This window comes from Pseudomonas sp. DG56-2 (assembly GCF_004803755.1).
GTDB lineage: Bacteria > Pseudomonadota > Gammaproteobacteria > Pseudomonadales > Pseudomonadaceae > Aquipseudomonas > Aquipseudomonas auratipiscis.
The window spans coordinates 2,615,942-2,632,347 of sequence record NZ_CP032311.1 but is presented as its reverse complement, the minus strand read 5'-3'; the positions used below and the strand labels follow the sequence as shown (position 1 = coordinate 2,632,347).

Here is a 16,406-nt window from a genome sequence, read left to right as displayed (position 1 = left end):
CTTCAGCGAAAATCCTACGTGCAACTAAGGCGACTCCTACAGAGCAGCTTCCTGCCTAGGCAGAGACTTGCATCCATGAATTTTGGGAGATCGTCATGAAACACGTCAGCGAAATTGCACTGCCACTGGACCACCTGGCGCACAACCGCCTGGCCATGGCGATCAGCCTCATCCTGGGGAGCATGTGTTACCTGTCGATAAAAGACGTTGAGGCCGAAGATGCCGTGGTCAGCATCGAACGTCTGGACGACCACCCGCCTTCGGTTGCTGCACTGCAACTCGGACCCGTGCTTGGGCTGCTGGGCGTACCAGTCCCGATAACGGTAACCGTGGCCAACGGTGTGGGCATCGTCAGCGGCGCCGTCGACAGTTCCAGTGTCTACCTGCGCGCAGCCAATGCTACCGGCGTGAAGGCTGGCGCCGCGATACAGATCAGCTTCGAGCAAGGCAGCGTCATCAACAGTGCGGTAACCGGCGCCACTGCCAATGGCCAGAAAGCCCTGGTGGCCGTGGATGGCGGCAAGATCAGCGGCACTGGTGTACGTATCGAAATGCTCCCGCAAACCGCCTTGGGCGTGCCGTTTACCGCCAGCAACATGACCGGCGTCACGGTGCAGAACGGCGGCGTGATCAGCCTCGACAACAGTCAGGTGAGCATGGGCAGCACCACCGGCAGCAATAACGTGGCACTGCTGGCCAACGGTGTGAGCAGCGCCATTGACTTCAGCGGCGGCTCGATCAGCACGATAGCCAAAGGCTCCACCGCAGTCCTGGCCCAGGATGGCAGCAGCATCACGCTGAGCAAAGGCACCACGATAACAAGCAGCGGTGCCGTGCTCGGTACCAACATCAGTCATGGCCTGAAGGCCGAATCCGGCAGCCGTATCAGCGCCAGCGATATCACCGTCAACACCAGCGCTACGGCAGCCAGTGGTGCCCGGGCCGAGGGCAACAGCGAAATTGTACTCAGCGACAGCACCTTCAACGCCACCAACGCCGCAACCACCACGACTACAACGGCTGTATTGCACGCTCTGGGCGGCTCACGGATCAACGGGAGCGGTCTTGAGATCAGTTCCAGCGGTGCCAACGTCGCCGGCGCCCGTGCCGAGGCCAGCAGCATTTCGCTCAAAGACAGCCACATCATTGTCACCGGTGGCGGCAACACCGGTAACCCCAGCGCAGCAGCCAGGGCGATGGCCGGTGGCGATCTGACTATCGATGACAGCGTACTGCACACGCAGGGCACCTTTGGTCATGGGGTGTCAGTCGAAGGCTCCGGCAGCCAGGCACAGATCTCCAACAGCGACCTATCGGTGTTCGGTGCGCGTTCCATCGGCCTGAACATTGTTGCTGGCGCCCAGGCACAGGTAGACAACAGCAAAATTACCGTGGATGCGCTCAATGCCAACGGTCCCTGGGCTCCCGGTGTCCTGGTCGAGGGCGCGGGATCGCGCCTGGTGCTCAGCGGCAGCCAGATACGCACCACGCCGAAATCCAGTTTTGGCATTAGCGCAGGCGACGGCGCGGACATCCAGATCAGCAACGCCAGCGTCAGCACCCAGGGCAACTATGCCACCGGGATCAGCGCAGGCAACGCCACGGTCAACGCTGATAACGTCAACGTTTATACCTCCGGCGACGACAATGCCATCGGTGTGGTCGCTAACCAGAACGCCAAGGTGACGCTGAACGGCGGCACGGTGACCACCCGCGGCAATGGCTCGCCAGTGCAATCGAACCTGACCTTTCCCCATGCCCTGGTTTCGCGCAATGAAGGGGCCATGCTGATTGCCAACGGCACTCACTTGCTCACCCAAGGCTCGCAAGCCTATGGGGCCGCCGTGGATGACGGCGGCAGTATGCAGCTCAATGGCGTGTCGGTAAAAACCGAAGGCGACCGCTCCATTGGCCTGTACGCGGGTGTCGGCGGGATCAAACCCGGCAACGTTGTACTCGAAGCCAACAGCGTCACCGTCCAGACCCTGGGTGCCAATGCCAGCGGTGCTCGAGTGAGCCGCAACTTCAAGGACAGCCAGACCGCAACCCTGGACCTGAGGGATTCCAGCATCCGTACCTTGGGTGACAATTCGGCAGCCCTGCACGCTGAGCGCGGTGGCCAGTTACATGCCGCGAACACAGTCGCCAGCACCAGCGGTTCGGGCGCTCACGGTGTTCTGGTGAACAGCTCACCCAGCGCAGCGATCCTGTCGCAGGCCAGCATCATTACCCAGGGTGCGGATGCGCACGGGATGCTGGTCAAAGAGGGTGGCCAGTTGAGCGCCGAGCAAACCACCGTCAGCGCCGCCGGTAGCGATGCATCGGCGCTGTACCTGCAAGGCAGCGACGTTGCCGTGAGCAAGGCCGATGTGCGCAGCAGCGTACTGCACAACCAGCAAGGCGCAACCCTGGCGATTGACGGCGTTGCCGAGGCTGATCTGGAGGATGTAATCGCTGGCGGCAGCGGCCATTGGCTGCATGTCGACGCCGGTGCAACAGCGCCGGGCCTTGCCACCATCAACCTGAGCAGTTCCCAGGTCAACGGTGCCGCTACCACCGCCCAGGACAGCACCTCGACCCTGAGCATGAGCGATACCAGCTTGTGGAAGCTCACCGGCAACTCGAACCTCAGCAGCCTTGGCAACGACAACAGCCTGATCGACTTCAGCGCCCCGGTCGGCAGCGGTTACAAAACCCTCACTGTTAACCGCTACCAAGGCAATAACGGCACCATTGCCCTCAATACTTATCTCTACGACGACCAGTCGCCGTCGGACAAACTGGTGATCGATGGCGGCCAGGCCAGCGGCAGCAGCAATCTGCAGATCAAGAACACCGGCGGCCCCGGTGCTTTGACCCGCGGCAATGGTATTCAGGTCGTCGATGCAATCAATGGCGGCACCACTCAGGCGCAAGCGTTCAGATTGCTCAGTCGGGTCAAGGCAGGCCCCTATGAATACACCTTGCATCGCGCCAGCCTCGATGACAGCAACGCTCAGGCATGGTATCTGCGCTCGACCCAGGACGCGGTGCCTGTCGATCCAAAACCGCAACCTGACCCCGACGATGATGACGATGACGATCCGAAACCTGTGGACCCCATCGACAAGCCCGTGGATAAGCCCCCCGTGGTAGTTCCTCCAGTGATAGTGCCTCCCGTCGTGGTGCCGCCCGTGGTAGTCCCCCCTACCCCACAACCCGCACGCCAGGTGCCCAACTACCGCCCGGAAACCTCGTTGTACAGCGCCATTCCCGGCATGACCCTGCGCTACAGCCGCATGCTGGTCGATACCCTGCATGAGCGTATGGGCGAAGAGGTGCGCAACGCCGTCGATCCGTTGCCAAACGAGGCGCAAAGCGACTACGGCCCATCGCTGGGCTGGGGCCGATTGATCTATGGCCAGGGCGATCAGAGCCTGGGCAATGGCAGTAGCGTCGACTACAGCCAGCAAGCTTTTCAGGTGGGTATCGACCTGTACCACAGTGAAGACACCGACGGCAGCTCCAATCAGGCCGGCCTGTCGCTGTCTGCTGGCAAGATCGCCGGAGATGTCGAACACACCGACGGCAGTGCCGCAGGCGATGCCAAGGTGCGCGCCACTGGCCTCGGTGGTTACTGGACCCACTACGGTGCTGCAGGTTGGTACCTGGATGGCGTGTTGCAATTCAACCACTTCGATATCCAGGCCCACCCTGATGACCTGCCGCGGTTGAAAACCAAGGGCAAGGGCATTACCGCCTCGCTGGAGGCCGGTTACCCGTTCAAGCTGAACAAGGACGAATCGCTGAAGATCGAGCCACAAGCCCAGGTGATTGTCAGCAAGATCAAAATCAACGACAGCCACGACGCCGCCGCCGATGTGCGCTTTGAAGACGTCGATTCCCTGACCGGGCGCCTCGGGGTGCGCATCGACAAGGACCTGTTCCGTGAAGACGGCAAGGGTAAATTGCACCGTACCAATCTGTGGATACGCCCCAGCGTCTGGCACGAGTTCAAGAGCCAGCCGAAAACCGAGTTCTCATCAAACGATGGTTTTATCCCCTTCACTACCGACATGGGCGGAACCTGGACCGAGCTGAACCTGGGCGTGGACTATCAGGTCAGCGAAACAACCACCATCCATGTATCTGGCGGTTACGAGAAAGGTTTGGACAGCGACAGCCATGGCTATGAAGGCATCCTTGGCATCAAGGTCAAGTTCTGACTCATGTCCTGTTTATCCTCATGCCAGGGCCCGACTTGTTCGGGCCCTGTGCATTTCTCACGCCTGATGTATTTTCTTGAAAGCCAACGCTGATACAAATAACTAGTATTTACATTATTAAGGCGCCGCCTGTTATCCAAACTTCCTGGCTCGGTGCTTAAAGCCTTTTGTCTATTTAAAGGGCTGCGGTTAGCCGCGTCAGGTGAGTAGGTCTACTCTAAATCCAGGTCTGCCTGGAGAGCGTTCCATGCCATCGGCTGAAGAACAAAAACCTGTGCGTCGCAAAGAGGCGTTGCTGTTCATCTTCCTCGTCGCCTGCCTGTTCCCCTTGCTATCGGTGGCTATCGTCGGTGGCTACGGCTTCATCATCTGGTTTTTACAAATGCTCTACGGACCACCCGGGCCGCCTAATTGATTGGCATTTTTTAGTGTCTGTTGGAGCCAGTGCATGGACGAAACGCTACATATTGCCAGCCTTGTGGTACTTGCCCGTCCGCAATTGCTGGAAGTGGTAAAAGTTAACTTGCGCCTGCTTGACGGCCTGGAATTGCATCAGGAAAGTGCCGCCGGAAAATTGGTGGTGGTACTTGAAACAGCGAATGAACATCAGATTCTGCAACGCATTGACCAGATCAACAATTTGCCCGGCGTGCTGAATGCGGCGTTGATCTATCACGAACTCCTCGACCCTGCAGGAGAAGCCGAATGAGCATGACCCGCCGTGAGTTCGCCAAGGCCCAGGCCGCAGCCATTGCTGCAGCAGCGGCTGGCCTGCCCATCTACAGCACCGCCAGCAACCTGATCACCGAAGCCGATATGGTCACCCTGGAGTGGAACAAGGCGCCCTGCCGCTTCTGCGGCACCGGCTGCAGCGTAATGGTCGCCACCCGTGACAACCGCGTGGTCGCTACCCACGGTGATGTCAAAGCCGAGGTCAACCGTGGGTTGAACTGCGTCAAAGGCTACTTCCTGTCGAAGATCATGTATGGCAATGATCGCCTGACCCAACCGCTGCTGCGCATGAAGGACGGGCAGTACGACAAACAGGGCGAATTTCAGCCGATCAGTTGGGAAAAAGCCTTCGACATCATGGCGGCAAAGTTCAAGGAAGCCCTGAAAAACAAAGGCCCAAGCTCGGTCGGCATGTTCGGCTCGGGGCAATGGACGGTGTGGGAAGGCTACGCGGCCAACAAGCTGATGAAAGCGGGCTTTCGCAGCAACAACATCGACCCCAATGCACGTCACTGCATGGCCTCGGCCGTCATGGGCTTCATGCGCACCTTCGGCATGGATGAGCCGATGGGCTGTTACGACGATATCGAGGCCACTGATGCGTTTGTACTGTGGGGCTCGAACATGGCCGAGATGCACCCGATTCTGTGGAGTCGGGTAACCGACCGGCGCTTGAGCCAGCCGCAGGTAAAAGTCGCGGTGCTGTCTACCTTCGAGCACCGCAGTTTCGAACTGGCCGACATTCCCATGGTGTTCAAGCCGCAGACCGACCTGCTGATTCTCAACTACATCGCCAACCACATCATTGAAAGCGGCGCGGTCAACAAGGACTTCGTCAGCAAGCATACGCGCTTCGCCAAGGGCGCCGATGACATCGGCTACGGCCTGCGCCCCGACAACCCTCTGGAGACCAAAGCCAAGAACGCCGACAAGGCCAATACCTGGAGTGATATCGACTTCGAACAGTTCGCCGCCTTCGTTCGCCCCTATACCCTTGAGCGCACTGCCCAGGAGTCCGGCGTACCCGCTGAACGGCTCAAGGCCCTGGCCGAGTTGTACGCCGACCCCAAACGCAAAGTAGTGTCGTTCTGGACCATGGGTTTCAACCAGCATACCCGTGGGGTTTGGGCCAACAACCTGATCTATAACATCCACCTGCTCACCGGCAAGATCAGCGAGCCGGGCAACAGTCCCTTCTCGCTGACCGGCCAACCCTCTGCCTGCGGCACTGCGCGCGAAGTCGGCACGTTCTCCCACCGTTTGCCTGCCGACCTTGTTGTCACCAACCCCAAGCACCGGGCAAGCGCGGAGAAAATCTGGAAGCTGCCTGCCGGCACCATTGAGGAAAAAATTGGCTTTCATGCCGTGCAGCAGAGCCGCATGCTCAAGGATGGGGTGCTCAACGTGTACTGGACCCAGTGCAGCAACAATATGCACGCCGGCCCGAACATCATGCAGGAGGTACTGCCCGGTTGGCGCAAGCCGGAGAACTTCGTCATCGTCTCCGATGTATACCCCACGGTATCGGCCCAGGCCGCCGACCTCATTCTGCCCAGCGCCATGTGGGTGGAAAAGGAAGGTGCTTTTGGCAATGCCGAGCGCCGTACCCAGTTCTGGCACCAATTGGTCAGCGCACCCGGTGAGGCCAAATCCGACTTGTGGCAACTGGTCGAGTTCTCCAAACGCTTCACCACCGATGAAGTCTGGCCTGCCGAGCTGCTGGCCAAGGCACCGGCGTACAAAGGCAAGACCCTGTATGAGGTGCTGTACAAGAACGGGCAGGTAGACCAGTTCCCCGTCGAGCAACTTGAAGCCGGGTACAAGAACGATGAAGCCAAGGCCTTCGGCTTTTACCTGCAAAAGGGTCTGTTTGAAGAATACGCACAGTTTGGCCGTGGCCATGGTCATGACCTGGCACCGTTCGACCTTTATCACCGCGAGCGCGGCCTGCGCTGGCCGGTGGTGGATGGCAAGGAAACGCGCTGGCGCTACCGCGAGGGCACCGACCCTTACGTCGAAGCGGGCAGCGGCGTGCAGTTCTACGGCTACCCGGACAAAAAAGCGATCATATTTGCCCTGCCCTACGAGCCACCCGCCGAAGTCCCGGACGCCGAATACCCGTTCTGGCTCAGTACCGGCCGTGTGCTCGAGCATTGGCATACCGGCAGCATGACCCAACGGGTAGAAGAGTTGTACAGGGCCGTTCCAGCGGCTTTGGTGTACATGCACCCGGATGACGCCAAGGCCTTGAATGCACGACGCGGCAGTGAAGTGAAGCTGATCAGTCGGCGCGGCGAAATCCGCGCGCGGATCGAAACCCGCGGGCGCAACAAGCCGCCACAAGGGCTGGTGTTCGTGCCGTTCTTCGATGCCAACAAGCTGATCAACAAGGTCACGCTCGATGCCACCGATCCGATCTCCAAGCAGACCGACTACAAGAAATGCGCCATACGAATCGAGTTGATCAGCGTGGCCTGAGGAGCATCGTCATGACCTTTCGAATCTTGCCGTTGTGCCTGCTTGCCGTGATTGGCGTGGCCATCGCTGGCGATATCGACTACCCGCTCGATGCACCCGGGCCGGACGGCCGTCGCCCAGGCGGCACGCTGACCCAAAGCATGCCGGCAGCAGCGATTGCCAATGATGAAAACAAGGACCTCAAGCGCGAGCGCAACTACCCGGACCAACCGCCGACCATTCCGCACACCATTCGCGGCTATCAGATCGATAAGAACAGCAACAAGTGTCTGTCGTGCCACAGCCGCGCCAACAGTGCCAAGAGTCAGGCGACGATGATCAGCATCACCCATTACATGGACCGCGATGGCCAGCCGCTGGCAGCCGTGTCGCCTCGGCGCTACTTCTGTAACCAGTGCCATGTACCGCAGAAAGAGATACAGCCGCTGGTAGGCAATAGCTTCGAAAACATAGATAAAATTCTGCAAGACGACGCCAACGCCGCTAAAAAACCTTAAGGAGGCGCCATGAAAGCACTCTTCGCCCTGCTTAAGGAGTACTGGGGTATCCTTTGTCGACCCAGCGTGTATTTCAGCCTGGGTTTCCTGACCTTGGGTGGCTTTATTGCCGGGATCATTTTCTGGGGAGGTTTCAACACTGCGCTGGAATTGACCAACACCGAAAAATTCTGCGTGTCATGTCATGAAATGCGCGACAACGTGTTTGTCGAGCTCAAGGACACCATTCACTACAGCAACCGCTCCGGCGTTCGCGCCAGTTGCCCGGACTGCCATGTGCCCCATGAGTGGACACATAAAATCGCGCGCAAGATGCAGGCGTCCAAGGAAGTGTGGGGGAAAATCTTCGGCACCATCGATACCCGTGACAAATTCGTTGCCATGCGCCGTGAGCTGGCCGAGCACGAATGGGCCAGGCTCAAGGCCAACGACTCGCGCGAATGCCGCAACTGCCACAACTTCGAGTTCATGGACTTCACGCGCCAGAGCAAGCGTGCCGCCGCCATGCACTCTACCTCTCTGGCCAAGGGCGAAGCCACGTGTATCGACTGCCACAAAGGCATCGCCCACAAATTGCCCGATATGCACGGGGTAAAAGGCTGGTAACGCAACGCGCCAGTATCAATCAGGGTGTGACTTGGTAGCCTTTACCCTGCAGGCAGCTAGTGTATGCCGAGGCATGGGTTGACTCACTGCTGTTGCGCTGGGCCCGGCGCTCCTGGCGTTGCCGCGAGCCACCGACCACCATGCCGGCTGCGGCGGTTTCTTTGGCGCGGTTTTGCCGGTAGTCCTGCTTAACGTCATCGTCGACGCGGTCGTAGACCTCGTCATGCTGGTTGCCCCGCACCTGAGCCCCCACCGCTCCGGCAGCAGCCCCCACTGCTGCGCCTTTCACCCGCCCCCCGGTAACAGGGGCCGAGGTCGAGGCACTATTGGCGCTGTTCTGGCATTCACTGGTGTCCATCTGGATCTGCTGTGAGCTTTGGCCGTTGAGGGGAACAACGGTTTCGGCCGATGCCTGGAGGCTGACAAGGGAGGCGACCAAGCAAAGGCCGAGCGGCGATATTCTGTACATGATGAGCTCCGATTCCTGGGTGAACGGCGGCTCATACAAGAATAGTTCAGCGCTCGCCGCCAGGTTCATCCTGAAGCAGGATTGCCCGGGCAATTTCCTCGTCACTGGCGCGTAAATCGGGGTTTTCCTGACGAACGCGCTGCATCATCGACTCCAGGTACACGCCCCGAATGGTGCCGCCACTGGCAATGAACGAGGAAGCATCGTCACGCGCCGGGATGATGCGTTTGTCATCCTTGAAGGTCGAATACAACGATGCAGAAACGCCCGCCGAGGTGGCTACATCACCGGCGTCGACACCGGCCAGGGCACTGCCCAGCGGCAAGCAAAGAATGAGCGAAGAAGCGATCAGTAAACGGCGCATGATGGTGCCTCCGGTTATGGGTTCCTACAACAAGTAGGATGCTCGCTACGACCTTGGAGTTCCCTGTCACTGCACTGGCAGAAAGTTCATCAACAGCAAGCTTTGCGCGTAGTTGAGGCCAATTCTCCGATACCGTTCATCCAACATTTGCGCTAAAAGGTCCAGGCGCGCGACGACCTTGCCAAACTCCACGGCGAAACTCAGGTTGCTGCCCTCCTCGGATATCTCATTGGAAAACAGCAATAACACGCCGTTGGCGTCCTGGCGCTGGCTGAGCATCCAGGTGGCTTTCTCGATGTTGCGCGCGGCGTTGTTCACAAACAGCGGGTCGATGGTGTCAGTGATGAAGAATTCGGTGCGGCCACCGTGCGCGGTCACCAGCATGCTGCCGATGGCATAAATGAATGCACCGACGCGGTCGCCCTTGAACTCAGGACCCAAGGCATAGCTCAGGGCGGCAAGGTCGCGGCGCTCACCCAATTGCGGCAGCGCCTGACGCTGCTCGATGGCCTGGCGAATCTGGCGCTCGGCCGTGGAGGCATCGACATAGCCGGACAGACGCCACTGGCTGGGGTTACGCCGATAGAGCTTGTTCATCAACAGATAGAGACTTTGCAGGTTGTCACGCATGCTCAGGGTGGCCATGCGGTCTACGCTCGTCTGAAACAACTCCCGGGGCGAGCCTTGACTGAACTGGGCGGCAATATCGCGCCCCTGCTGCTGACTGCAACCACTGGCACAACCTGCCAGCAGCGCAAACAGTAGCGCTTGACGCCATAATGGCGTGGATCGATCGGGGTAACTCTCAACCATCGGCACCGGGCCCGGACTCTCTGGCAGCGTCGGGAATCAGCACCGCCTTGGGATGAATAGAGCCCGCAGATTCTGAAAAGTGCCGCTCATGGCGCTTGCCAGCGCCCACCCGCACTCTCGCAGTCCTTGCGCAGCTGCTTTAACTGGGTCGAGTCGTAGTAGTAGGTCACCACCTGCGCCCCCTGCGGTATCGCTGGGCTATCGTGCCCCGGCGCCTTGCTGGTGGCATGGGGATTGGCCAGGCTTTCCTGGGTTAGGGTCGCGGTGCAGGTGGCAACGGAATGATTCGCGCATTGCTCTACCCGACGCTTGTCACTGGTGAGCATCTCCTTGCTTTCGTTGCTGCACGACCAATCAATGGCATCATCGGCAACCTTGGTGAACCGGTAACAGGTATGCGATTCAATGCTGGGGATCGCCTCGCTTTGCGAGCGGGTGCGTACCTCGCAGGCTGAACCAAAACTTGCACCACTGACCAACATCAGGGCACTCAAAAAGATAGCTTGGCTATTCATCACGGTGTACCTGCAAGCAGGGTGCGCTGAAACGGGCCGCCCAGCGGACGACCCACTCTCAGAGCACGTTATGGCTTGGCTGCATCACCGCCATGCGCGGCTGCCAGGGCCTTGGCTTTTTGCAGGTGGGCCTGCAAGGTTGGCAAGGCCTCGGTTGCGAAGGCCTTCAGTTCTGCATCCTTACCGTCCTTGGCGTATTCCTGGAACAATTCGACGGCCGATTCGTGCGCCTTGACCTGGTTATTGGCGTACGCCTGATCGAACGACTTGGCACCGCGCAGCTCAAGGATCATGGCCTTGGCCTTGTCGATCAGGTCAGCCTCGGTAGAAACCTCGATATCCTTGCTGGTGGCCAGCTTCCTGAGTTTCTCGTTGGCGGCGCTGTGGTCCTTGACCATCATGTCCGCGAACGCTTTGACGTCACTGGTGGTGCCCTTTTCCTGGGCCAGTTTGCCAGCTTCGACTTCGGCAACGCCTTTGGCCGAGGCATCCTCGACAAAGTCGTCGGCATCCTGGGCTGCATGCACGGCGCCAGCCAGGGTGAGGGCCAATGCAAAGGCCCCGGTACGCAAGCAAGTATTCATCATGAAACGTTCCTCATTGAAGGGATTCCTGAAACACTTCGGTTACCGCTATCAGTTCTGAGCCACGTCGATCCGCATAGGTTCAGCTTTTTTCACACCGACCTGCCCAATACGTTGAACCCCATTCACCCCACCGGCTCGAATAGACAAATACCTGTACCCGGCCACGTGGGGTGGCGTGATGAGTTTTTTACTCTGGATGGCGGTACTGGGTGCGGTACTGCTGGTGCTGGCACTGACCTCCTCCTATTTGCGCTGGATGCCGGTCACCACGTCTGCGGTGTGCCTGATCCTGGGTGTCGCCATCGGCCCTGCGGGGTTGGGTGTGTTGCAACTGAACGTCGTCCAGGCAGCGCCATGGTTGGAACACCTGACGCAAATTGCCCTGTTGTTTTCGCTGTTTGTCTGCGGTCTCAAACTGCGTCTGGCCTTCAGCCGCCGCATGTGGCGGGTGGTTCTGGGGCTGGCGGGGCCGCTGATGCTGATCAGCATCGCCGGCCTGTGCCTGGTGTTGCACCTGTGGTTGCAGTGGTCATGGGGACTGTCGCTGTTGGTTGCGGCAATACTGGCGCCCACCGATCCGGTGTTGGCCTCCCTGGTACAGGTCAACGATGCCCAGGACCAGGATGCGGTGCGCTTCGGGCTTTCAGGTGAAGCTGGGCTGAACGATGGCGTGGCCTTCCCGTTTGTATTGCTCGGTTTGCTGTTGATCCGCAACCCCACACTCTCCGGCCACGGGTTACTGTTGTGGAGCCTGCAGGAGCTGGTCTGGGCAGTGCTGGCTGGGCTGGCCCTGGGCTACGTCATGGGCCACGGTGTCGGGCGTTTGATCCTCGCCTTGCGCAGTGGCAATACAGACTCGCTGATGTCACCTAATGATTACCTGGCATTGGCGCTGATCGCCCTGGCGTATGTCGGGGCCGAGCTCATCAGCGCCTATGGTTTTCTCGCCGTATTTTCCGCCGGGCTTGGCCTGCGCCGTGCCGAAATGACCTCGGCAGCGCAAACATCGGTACCGGCCGAGCACCTGGTACAGCCAGGGCTCGATATTCAGCAGGCCCAGGCCGGACGGCTGGTGCATGGCGACACCTCGCAACTGCAAGACCAACAGGTGGCGGCCGGGGTGATGATGGGCGATATGCTGGCGTTTGGCGGTCTGGTCGAGCGGGCGATGGAGGTTTTCGTGGTGACCCTGCTCGGGGTCGTGCTGGCCGCCCATTGGGACTGGCACGCACTGGGGGTGGGTCTTATGCTGTTTGTACTCCTGCGCCCGGCCGGTGCGCTGGCAATCCCCTGGGGCACTTTGCTCGATCGCCAGCAACGGCTGCTGGTGGGCTGGTTCGGCATTCGTGGAATCGGCAGCCTTTACTACCTGTTCTACAGTCTAAACAAGGGCATCGGGCCTGAGCTCTCTAGCGCCTGCATCGACCTCACGCTTTCGGTGGTGGCCCTGAGCATCGTCGTGCACGGGTTTAGCACCCAACCCTTACTCGCTCGCTATGAAGGCGCACGCTAAATCGCCCACAGCTTTCAGGTATCGGGGTCGGCCAGTTTTTCCTCTACTGCCCTTTCCAAGGCGTTGACCTGAGCGCCATCAGCCAATGCCTGCAATGCCAGCCAGTCATCCCAGTCGATGGCCCCGTCATCGCGCAACGCCTCGGCTGTGCGAATCAAGGCCTTGTGATACAAATCAGGGGATTCACGCCGATAGCTTTCATCGTCGTACTGGGCATACCAGGCTTCAAGTTCCGGAATCGAACGTTCTATGGACATGGTCGAACGCCTCGCGGTTCGCTTCAGTGGAACAGATAGGCGTTGGCGGCCTTGACCAGATCCCGCCATTCACGGCTGTCGATCATCTGCGCGTCGAGCAAAGTATCGGCAGCCTTGAGCGCCTTGTCATAGCGCTCCTCGGGTTCCAGCTGCTGATAGGCCAACTGCAGATCCTGCCGCCATTGGGCCAAGGCTGACTGCTTGCTCTGCTTCATCATGCGCAGCTCCCCTGCAATACCTGTTCTCAGTAGAAAAGCTGCAGGGCGCAAACGTTCCAATTATTCAGCGGCCAAGGCCGAATCAACGGATTGCCTTGGTGGCGTCGGGTGACTCAACTCAACAAAGCGCGACTGACCAGGGTTACGCCGCTTACCAGAATGATGATGTTGATCAACCTGACGAAGGCCTCACGAGACATCCTCAGATTGATATGACCGCCCACCCAGAGCCCGACCACCATGGCAGGGAACAAGTAGATTGCCATCACCAGCAACGAAGCATCTGCATAGGCTCCGGCAATTACCAGCAAACTCAGGCGCAGTACCGTGCTGATACCGATCAGCGTGCTTTGCGTGGCGCTGACCTGTTCCTTGGCGACAATTCGCCCGTTCAAGTAAATCGCATAGAGGAATCCACCACTGCCGAACAATGAGCCAAACAATCCACCAAAAATCCCCAGCGGCATGGCCCAGCCAGCCGACAAGTCGAGCATGCGCAACGGCCTGATCAACATGTACAGCGCATAAGCGCTGACGAAACAGCCCATCATCAGCAATAACGCGTCGGCATTGGTCTTGAGCAACACCGTAATGCCCAGTACGCTGCCGATAGCCATGAACGGCAGCAGTCGAAGCAGTTCAACACCCACTACGTGTCGGTGGCCGCGCAGCAACTTTGCAGACGACGCAAGCAGATCGAGCACCACCAATAACGGGATGACCTGGGATAAAGGCATGTAGCGCAACAGCACTGGCCCGGCCACCAGCGCAGTACCAAACCCGGCGATGCCGAAAATGACATAGGCCGCGCTAATAGTCAGTAGCATCACCAAAAGGCTTGCGCCGGCAACCGGTGGTTGGAGTAGAACCTCAAGCATTTCATCGCCTCCGTGGCATGTGCGGCACATCGTAGCCGAGGCCGGTGAAATCCGACTAATATGAAAAATACACTTAAGCGATCACATTTCGGCATGACACAAATGATTTCAATGAAACAACTGCGTTACTTTGTCGAAATTGCTGAAAGCGGGAGTTTCAGTGGCGCGGCGCAAAGACTGTTCGTTGCGCAATCGGCCTTGAGCCGACAGATCAAAGAGCTGGAAAGCCATCTGGGTACAACGCTGTTCGAGCGCACGGCGCGTCAACCAAACCTGACCCAGGCCGGTTTGGCTTTTCTACCCAGAGCCAAAGCTATTCTGATTGATGTGGACAGCGCGGGACGTTTGGCCAGCTCGGTTGGCCAGGGTCAAAGCGGCACCCTGCGCTTGTGTCATGCCAGTACGGTGCCACTGGTTGGCAAGTTGCAAGAGGTGCTCAGCCATTACCTGAGCCTGGCTCCGGCGGTGAGCGTAGAGGTTTGTGTAGAGTCGTCGGCAATCCAACTGCAGGATCTACTGCACCATCGTATGGATATCGGCTTGCTGCGTCTGCCGGTACTGCACCAGCCCGATGACCTGACCTTGCTTCCGTTGTTCAGGGAGCAAGTGGTGGTTGCCGTGGGCCCCACTCATCACCTGGCGAGCGAATCCAGGATTGCGCTTGCGCAGCTTCGTGACGAGTCTTTCGTGTCAGTGCCCCACCCGCAACGTGGTGGGCTCAGCTATCTGTCGTTCGAGCTTTGCGCCAAAGCCGGATTTTCACCCAAGCCTGCGCAGGTCTATTCGGTTAAGCGCACACAGTCATTGCTGGTTCAGGCAGGTTTTGGCATTGCACTACTCCCCGCCTCAACCGCTCGCGCCTCTTCCCTGCATGCAATTGAAATCACCGACGAGGGTTGTGAAAGCGAAGTGGTGCTTGCATACCGGGAGCACGCATCGCCACTGGTGGCTGCCTTCGTCGCGCACTTTAAAGAGGCCTTTTCGAGCCATTGACGCCCTTCTATTGCTCAGTTTCGCGCCGACGCTGCTCACGCCCAAGCCACCCACCGGTAAGCGCCCAGATCAACGCTATTGCTGCGCCGATAAGCATCGCCAACCCGGGATGCTCGCCGAGCAGGTCCAGCCCTCGCTTGACCCAGCCGCTCAGTGCATCACCACCCCGATAGACCACGGTATCGGTGAAGTTCTTGGCCTTGTACTTGTGCTCCGGCGCCACCACGGTATAGAGCATCTCCCGCCCGGGCCTGACCAGCGCATACTCCCCTACACGCCGCACCACCATCACCACCACAAACACCGCAAACAACGGCGCCATCGCCAACCAGAGAAAACCGACGACCATTACCAGCGGTACTGCGACCAGCAAAATACCCACCCCCAGCTTGCGCGCCAGGTGCCCGGTAACAAACACCTGGGTAAGGATAGACAAGAACTGCACGGCGCTGTCGATCAGGCCAAATACCTGTGTCTGTTCGGTTCGGCTGGTGAAATGCTCAGCCACCAGGCGTGCCTGTTCGAAGTAAAGGAAGGTGCTGACGCTCGCCAGCAACACCACAAACAACGCGATCGCCAACAAATACGGCGAACGCAACACCTCGCTGGCACCGGCGAAGGGATTGCCGCCAAGCGGCCGGGAGCGCGGCAATTCGGCGTCAGCGGGCAGCGGATGGCGATCTCGGTACTGGTGTAGATAGGCTGCGGCGACTATGCACCCCAGCAGGCAGGCAGTGGCCAGCACTACCAGCCCACTGTGGCCGATGACCCCGACCAGCAGTGTACCCAGTAACGGCCCGACCAACCCGCCAACGCTGGCGCCGCCGGCCAGCAGGCCGAACAAGCGCTTGGCCTGCTCACTGGACAAGACATCGGCCAGCACACTCCAGGCCAGGGAAATACTCACCAGGTTGAACATCGACAACCAGATGTAGAACGCCCGCGCACTCCACAGGTTGTCTGGCTGCTGGGCGAACAGCGCCGCAAATACCAGCAGGTTGCTGGCCAGAAAGCTGTAGGTCCAGGGCAGGATGCGCCGTCGCTGTACTTTCGTGGCCAGCCAGCCGAATAGCGGCAATGCGATCAGGGTCAGTACAAAGGTGCCGGTGAACAACCACTGCAGATTCTCCACGCCACCGGCCACCCCCATGGTTTCGCGCACCGGGCGCAGCATGAAATAACCGACAAACAACAGGAAAAACAGGCTCAACCCGGCAACTACGAGGGGGCCTTCGCCTTTGCGCACATTGAACAGGCCCGTTTTCGATACGACCATGGCGT

General features: G+C 59.2%; 17 protein-coding genes. 8 read left to right on the top strand and 9 right to left on the bottom strand.

The genetic code is table 11. The features are described from left to right. Positions 1 to 95: 95 nt before the first annotated feature. The 6 genes from D3Z90_RS11930 (at position 96) to D3Z90_RS11905 (ending at position 8,518) form a co-directional block, all read left to right on the top strand. The gene (locus D3Z90_RS11930) at positions 96 to 4,205 is read left to right on the top strand and encodes an autotransporter outer membrane beta-barrel domain-containing protein (protein ID WP_136475985.1); all 4,110 of its coding nucleotides are present in this window, start codon (positions 96 to 98) and stop codon (positions 4,203 to 4,205) included. A gap of 247 nt (positions 4,206 to 4,452) precedes the next feature. Then, the gene (gene napE, locus D3Z90_RS11925; protein WP_038610650.1) at positions 4,453 to 4,620 is read left to right on the top strand and encodes a periplasmic nitrate reductase, NapE protein; all 168 of its coding nucleotides are present in this window, start codon (positions 4,453 to 4,455) and stop codon (positions 4,618 to 4,620) included. A gap of 33 nt (positions 4,621 to 4,653) precedes the next feature. Further along, a complete protein-coding gene (locus D3Z90_RS11920) occupies positions 4,654 to 4,914 on the top strand; it encodes a chaperone NapD (protein WP_136475984.1) in 261 nt (86 codons plus the stop codon). Then, positions 4,911 to 7,415 (top strand): nitrate reductase catalytic subunit NapA, encoded by a 2,505-nt coding sequence (gene napA, locus D3Z90_RS11915; protein WP_136475983.1) that lies wholly within the window; start codon positions 4,911 to 4,913, stop codon positions 7,413 to 7,415. The genes D3Z90_RS11920 and napA overlap by 4 nt, the downstream gene beginning before the upstream one ends. An 11-nt stretch (positions 7,416 to 7,426) precedes the next feature. Further along, entirely contained in the window at positions 7,427 to 7,912 is a 486-nt protein-coding gene (locus D3Z90_RS11910; protein ID WP_136475982.1) for a nitrate reductase cytochrome c-type subunit, read from the top strand. A 9-nt stretch (positions 7,913 to 7,921) separates the two neighbouring features. Then, the gene (locus D3Z90_RS11905; RefSeq protein WP_136475981.1) at positions 7,922 to 8,518 is read left to right on the top strand and encodes a cytochrome c3 family protein; all 597 of its coding nucleotides are present in this window, start codon (positions 7,922 to 7,924) and stop codon (positions 8,516 to 8,518) included. A 19-nt stretch (positions 8,519 to 8,537) separates the two neighbouring features. Here the strand turns inward: D3Z90_RS11905 and D3Z90_RS11900 are convergent, their stop codons facing one another. From D3Z90_RS11900 to D3Z90_RS11880, 5 genes are all read right to left on the bottom strand, one after another. Continuing rightward, positions 8,538 to 8,987: a YMGG-like glycine zipper-containing protein gene (locus tag D3Z90_RS11900; protein ID WP_136475980.1), complete on the bottom strand. Its 450-nt coding sequence runs from the start codon at positions 8,985 to 8,987 to the stop codon at positions 8,538 to 8,540. Between the two features lie 46 nt (positions 8,988 to 9,033). Continuing rightward, positions 9,034 to 9,351: a DUF2388 domain-containing protein gene (locus tag D3Z90_RS11895; RefSeq protein ID WP_136475979.1), complete on the bottom strand. Its 318-nt coding sequence runs from the start codon at positions 9,349 to 9,351 to the stop codon at positions 9,034 to 9,036. Between the two features lie 66 nt (positions 9,352 to 9,417). Beyond that, complete coding sequence (locus tag D3Z90_RS11890; protein WP_256658355.1) at positions 9,418 to 10,164, bottom strand: hypothetical protein; 747 nt, start codon at positions 10,162 to 10,164, stop codon at positions 9,418 to 9,420. 86 nt (positions 10,165 to 10,250) lie between these two features. Then, entirely contained in the window at positions 10,251 to 10,679 is a 429-nt protein-coding gene (locus D3Z90_RS11885) for a hypothetical protein (protein ID WP_136475978.1), read from the bottom strand. Between the two features lie 68 nt (positions 10,680 to 10,747). After that, positions 10,748 to 11,263 (bottom strand): DUF4142 domain-containing protein, encoded by a 516-nt coding sequence (locus D3Z90_RS11880; RefSeq protein WP_136478930.1) that lies wholly within the window; start codon positions 11,261 to 11,263, stop codon positions 10,748 to 10,750. 181 nt (positions 11,264 to 11,444) lie between these two features. On the opposite strand from D3Z90_RS11880, the gene D3Z90_RS11875 reads away from it, so the two are divergent. Continuing rightward, the gene (locus tag D3Z90_RS11875) at positions 11,445 to 12,779 is read left to right on the top strand and encodes a sodium:proton antiporter (RefSeq protein ID WP_136475977.1); all 1,335 of its coding nucleotides are present in this window, start codon (positions 11,445 to 11,447) and stop codon (positions 12,777 to 12,779) included. 14 nt (positions 12,780 to 12,793) lie between these two features. Here D3Z90_RS11875 and D3Z90_RS11870 read toward each other — a convergent pair whose 3' ends face one another. From D3Z90_RS11870 to D3Z90_RS11860, 3 genes are all read right to left on the bottom strand, one after another. Then, a complete protein-coding gene (locus D3Z90_RS11870; protein ID WP_136475976.1) occupies positions 12,794 to 13,036 on the bottom strand; it encodes a hypothetical protein in 243 nt (80 codons plus the stop codon). A 23-nt stretch (positions 13,037 to 13,059) separates the two neighbouring features. Beyond that, positions 13,060 to 13,254, bottom strand: coding sequence for a hypothetical protein (locus D3Z90_RS11865; protein WP_136475975.1), 195 nt, complete (start codon positions 13,252 to 13,254; stop codon positions 13,060 to 13,062). Positions 13,255 to 13,367: 113 nt separating this feature from the next. Then, positions 13,368 to 14,132, bottom strand: coding sequence for a sulfite exporter TauE/SafE family protein (locus tag D3Z90_RS11860; protein WP_136475974.1), 765 nt, complete (start codon positions 14,130 to 14,132; stop codon positions 13,368 to 13,370). A 102-nt stretch (positions 14,133 to 14,234) separates the two neighbouring features. Here D3Z90_RS11860 and D3Z90_RS11855 point away from each other — a divergent pair, with 102 nt between their 5' ends. Beyond that, positions 14,235 to 15,125, top strand: a complete 891-nt coding sequence (locus D3Z90_RS11855) for a LysR family transcriptional regulator (RefSeq protein WP_136475973.1) — start codon at positions 14,235 to 14,237, stop codon at positions 15,123 to 15,125. Positions 15,126 to 15,132: 7 nt separating this feature from the next. On the opposite strand, the gene D3Z90_RS11850 is transcribed toward D3Z90_RS11855, so the two are convergent. Continuing rightward, a complete protein-coding gene (locus tag D3Z90_RS11850) occupies positions 15,133 to 16,401 on the bottom strand; it encodes an NTP/NDP exchange transporter (RefSeq protein WP_136475972.1) in 1,269 nt (422 codons plus the stop codon). Positions 16,402 to 16,406: the final 5 nt, after the last annotated feature.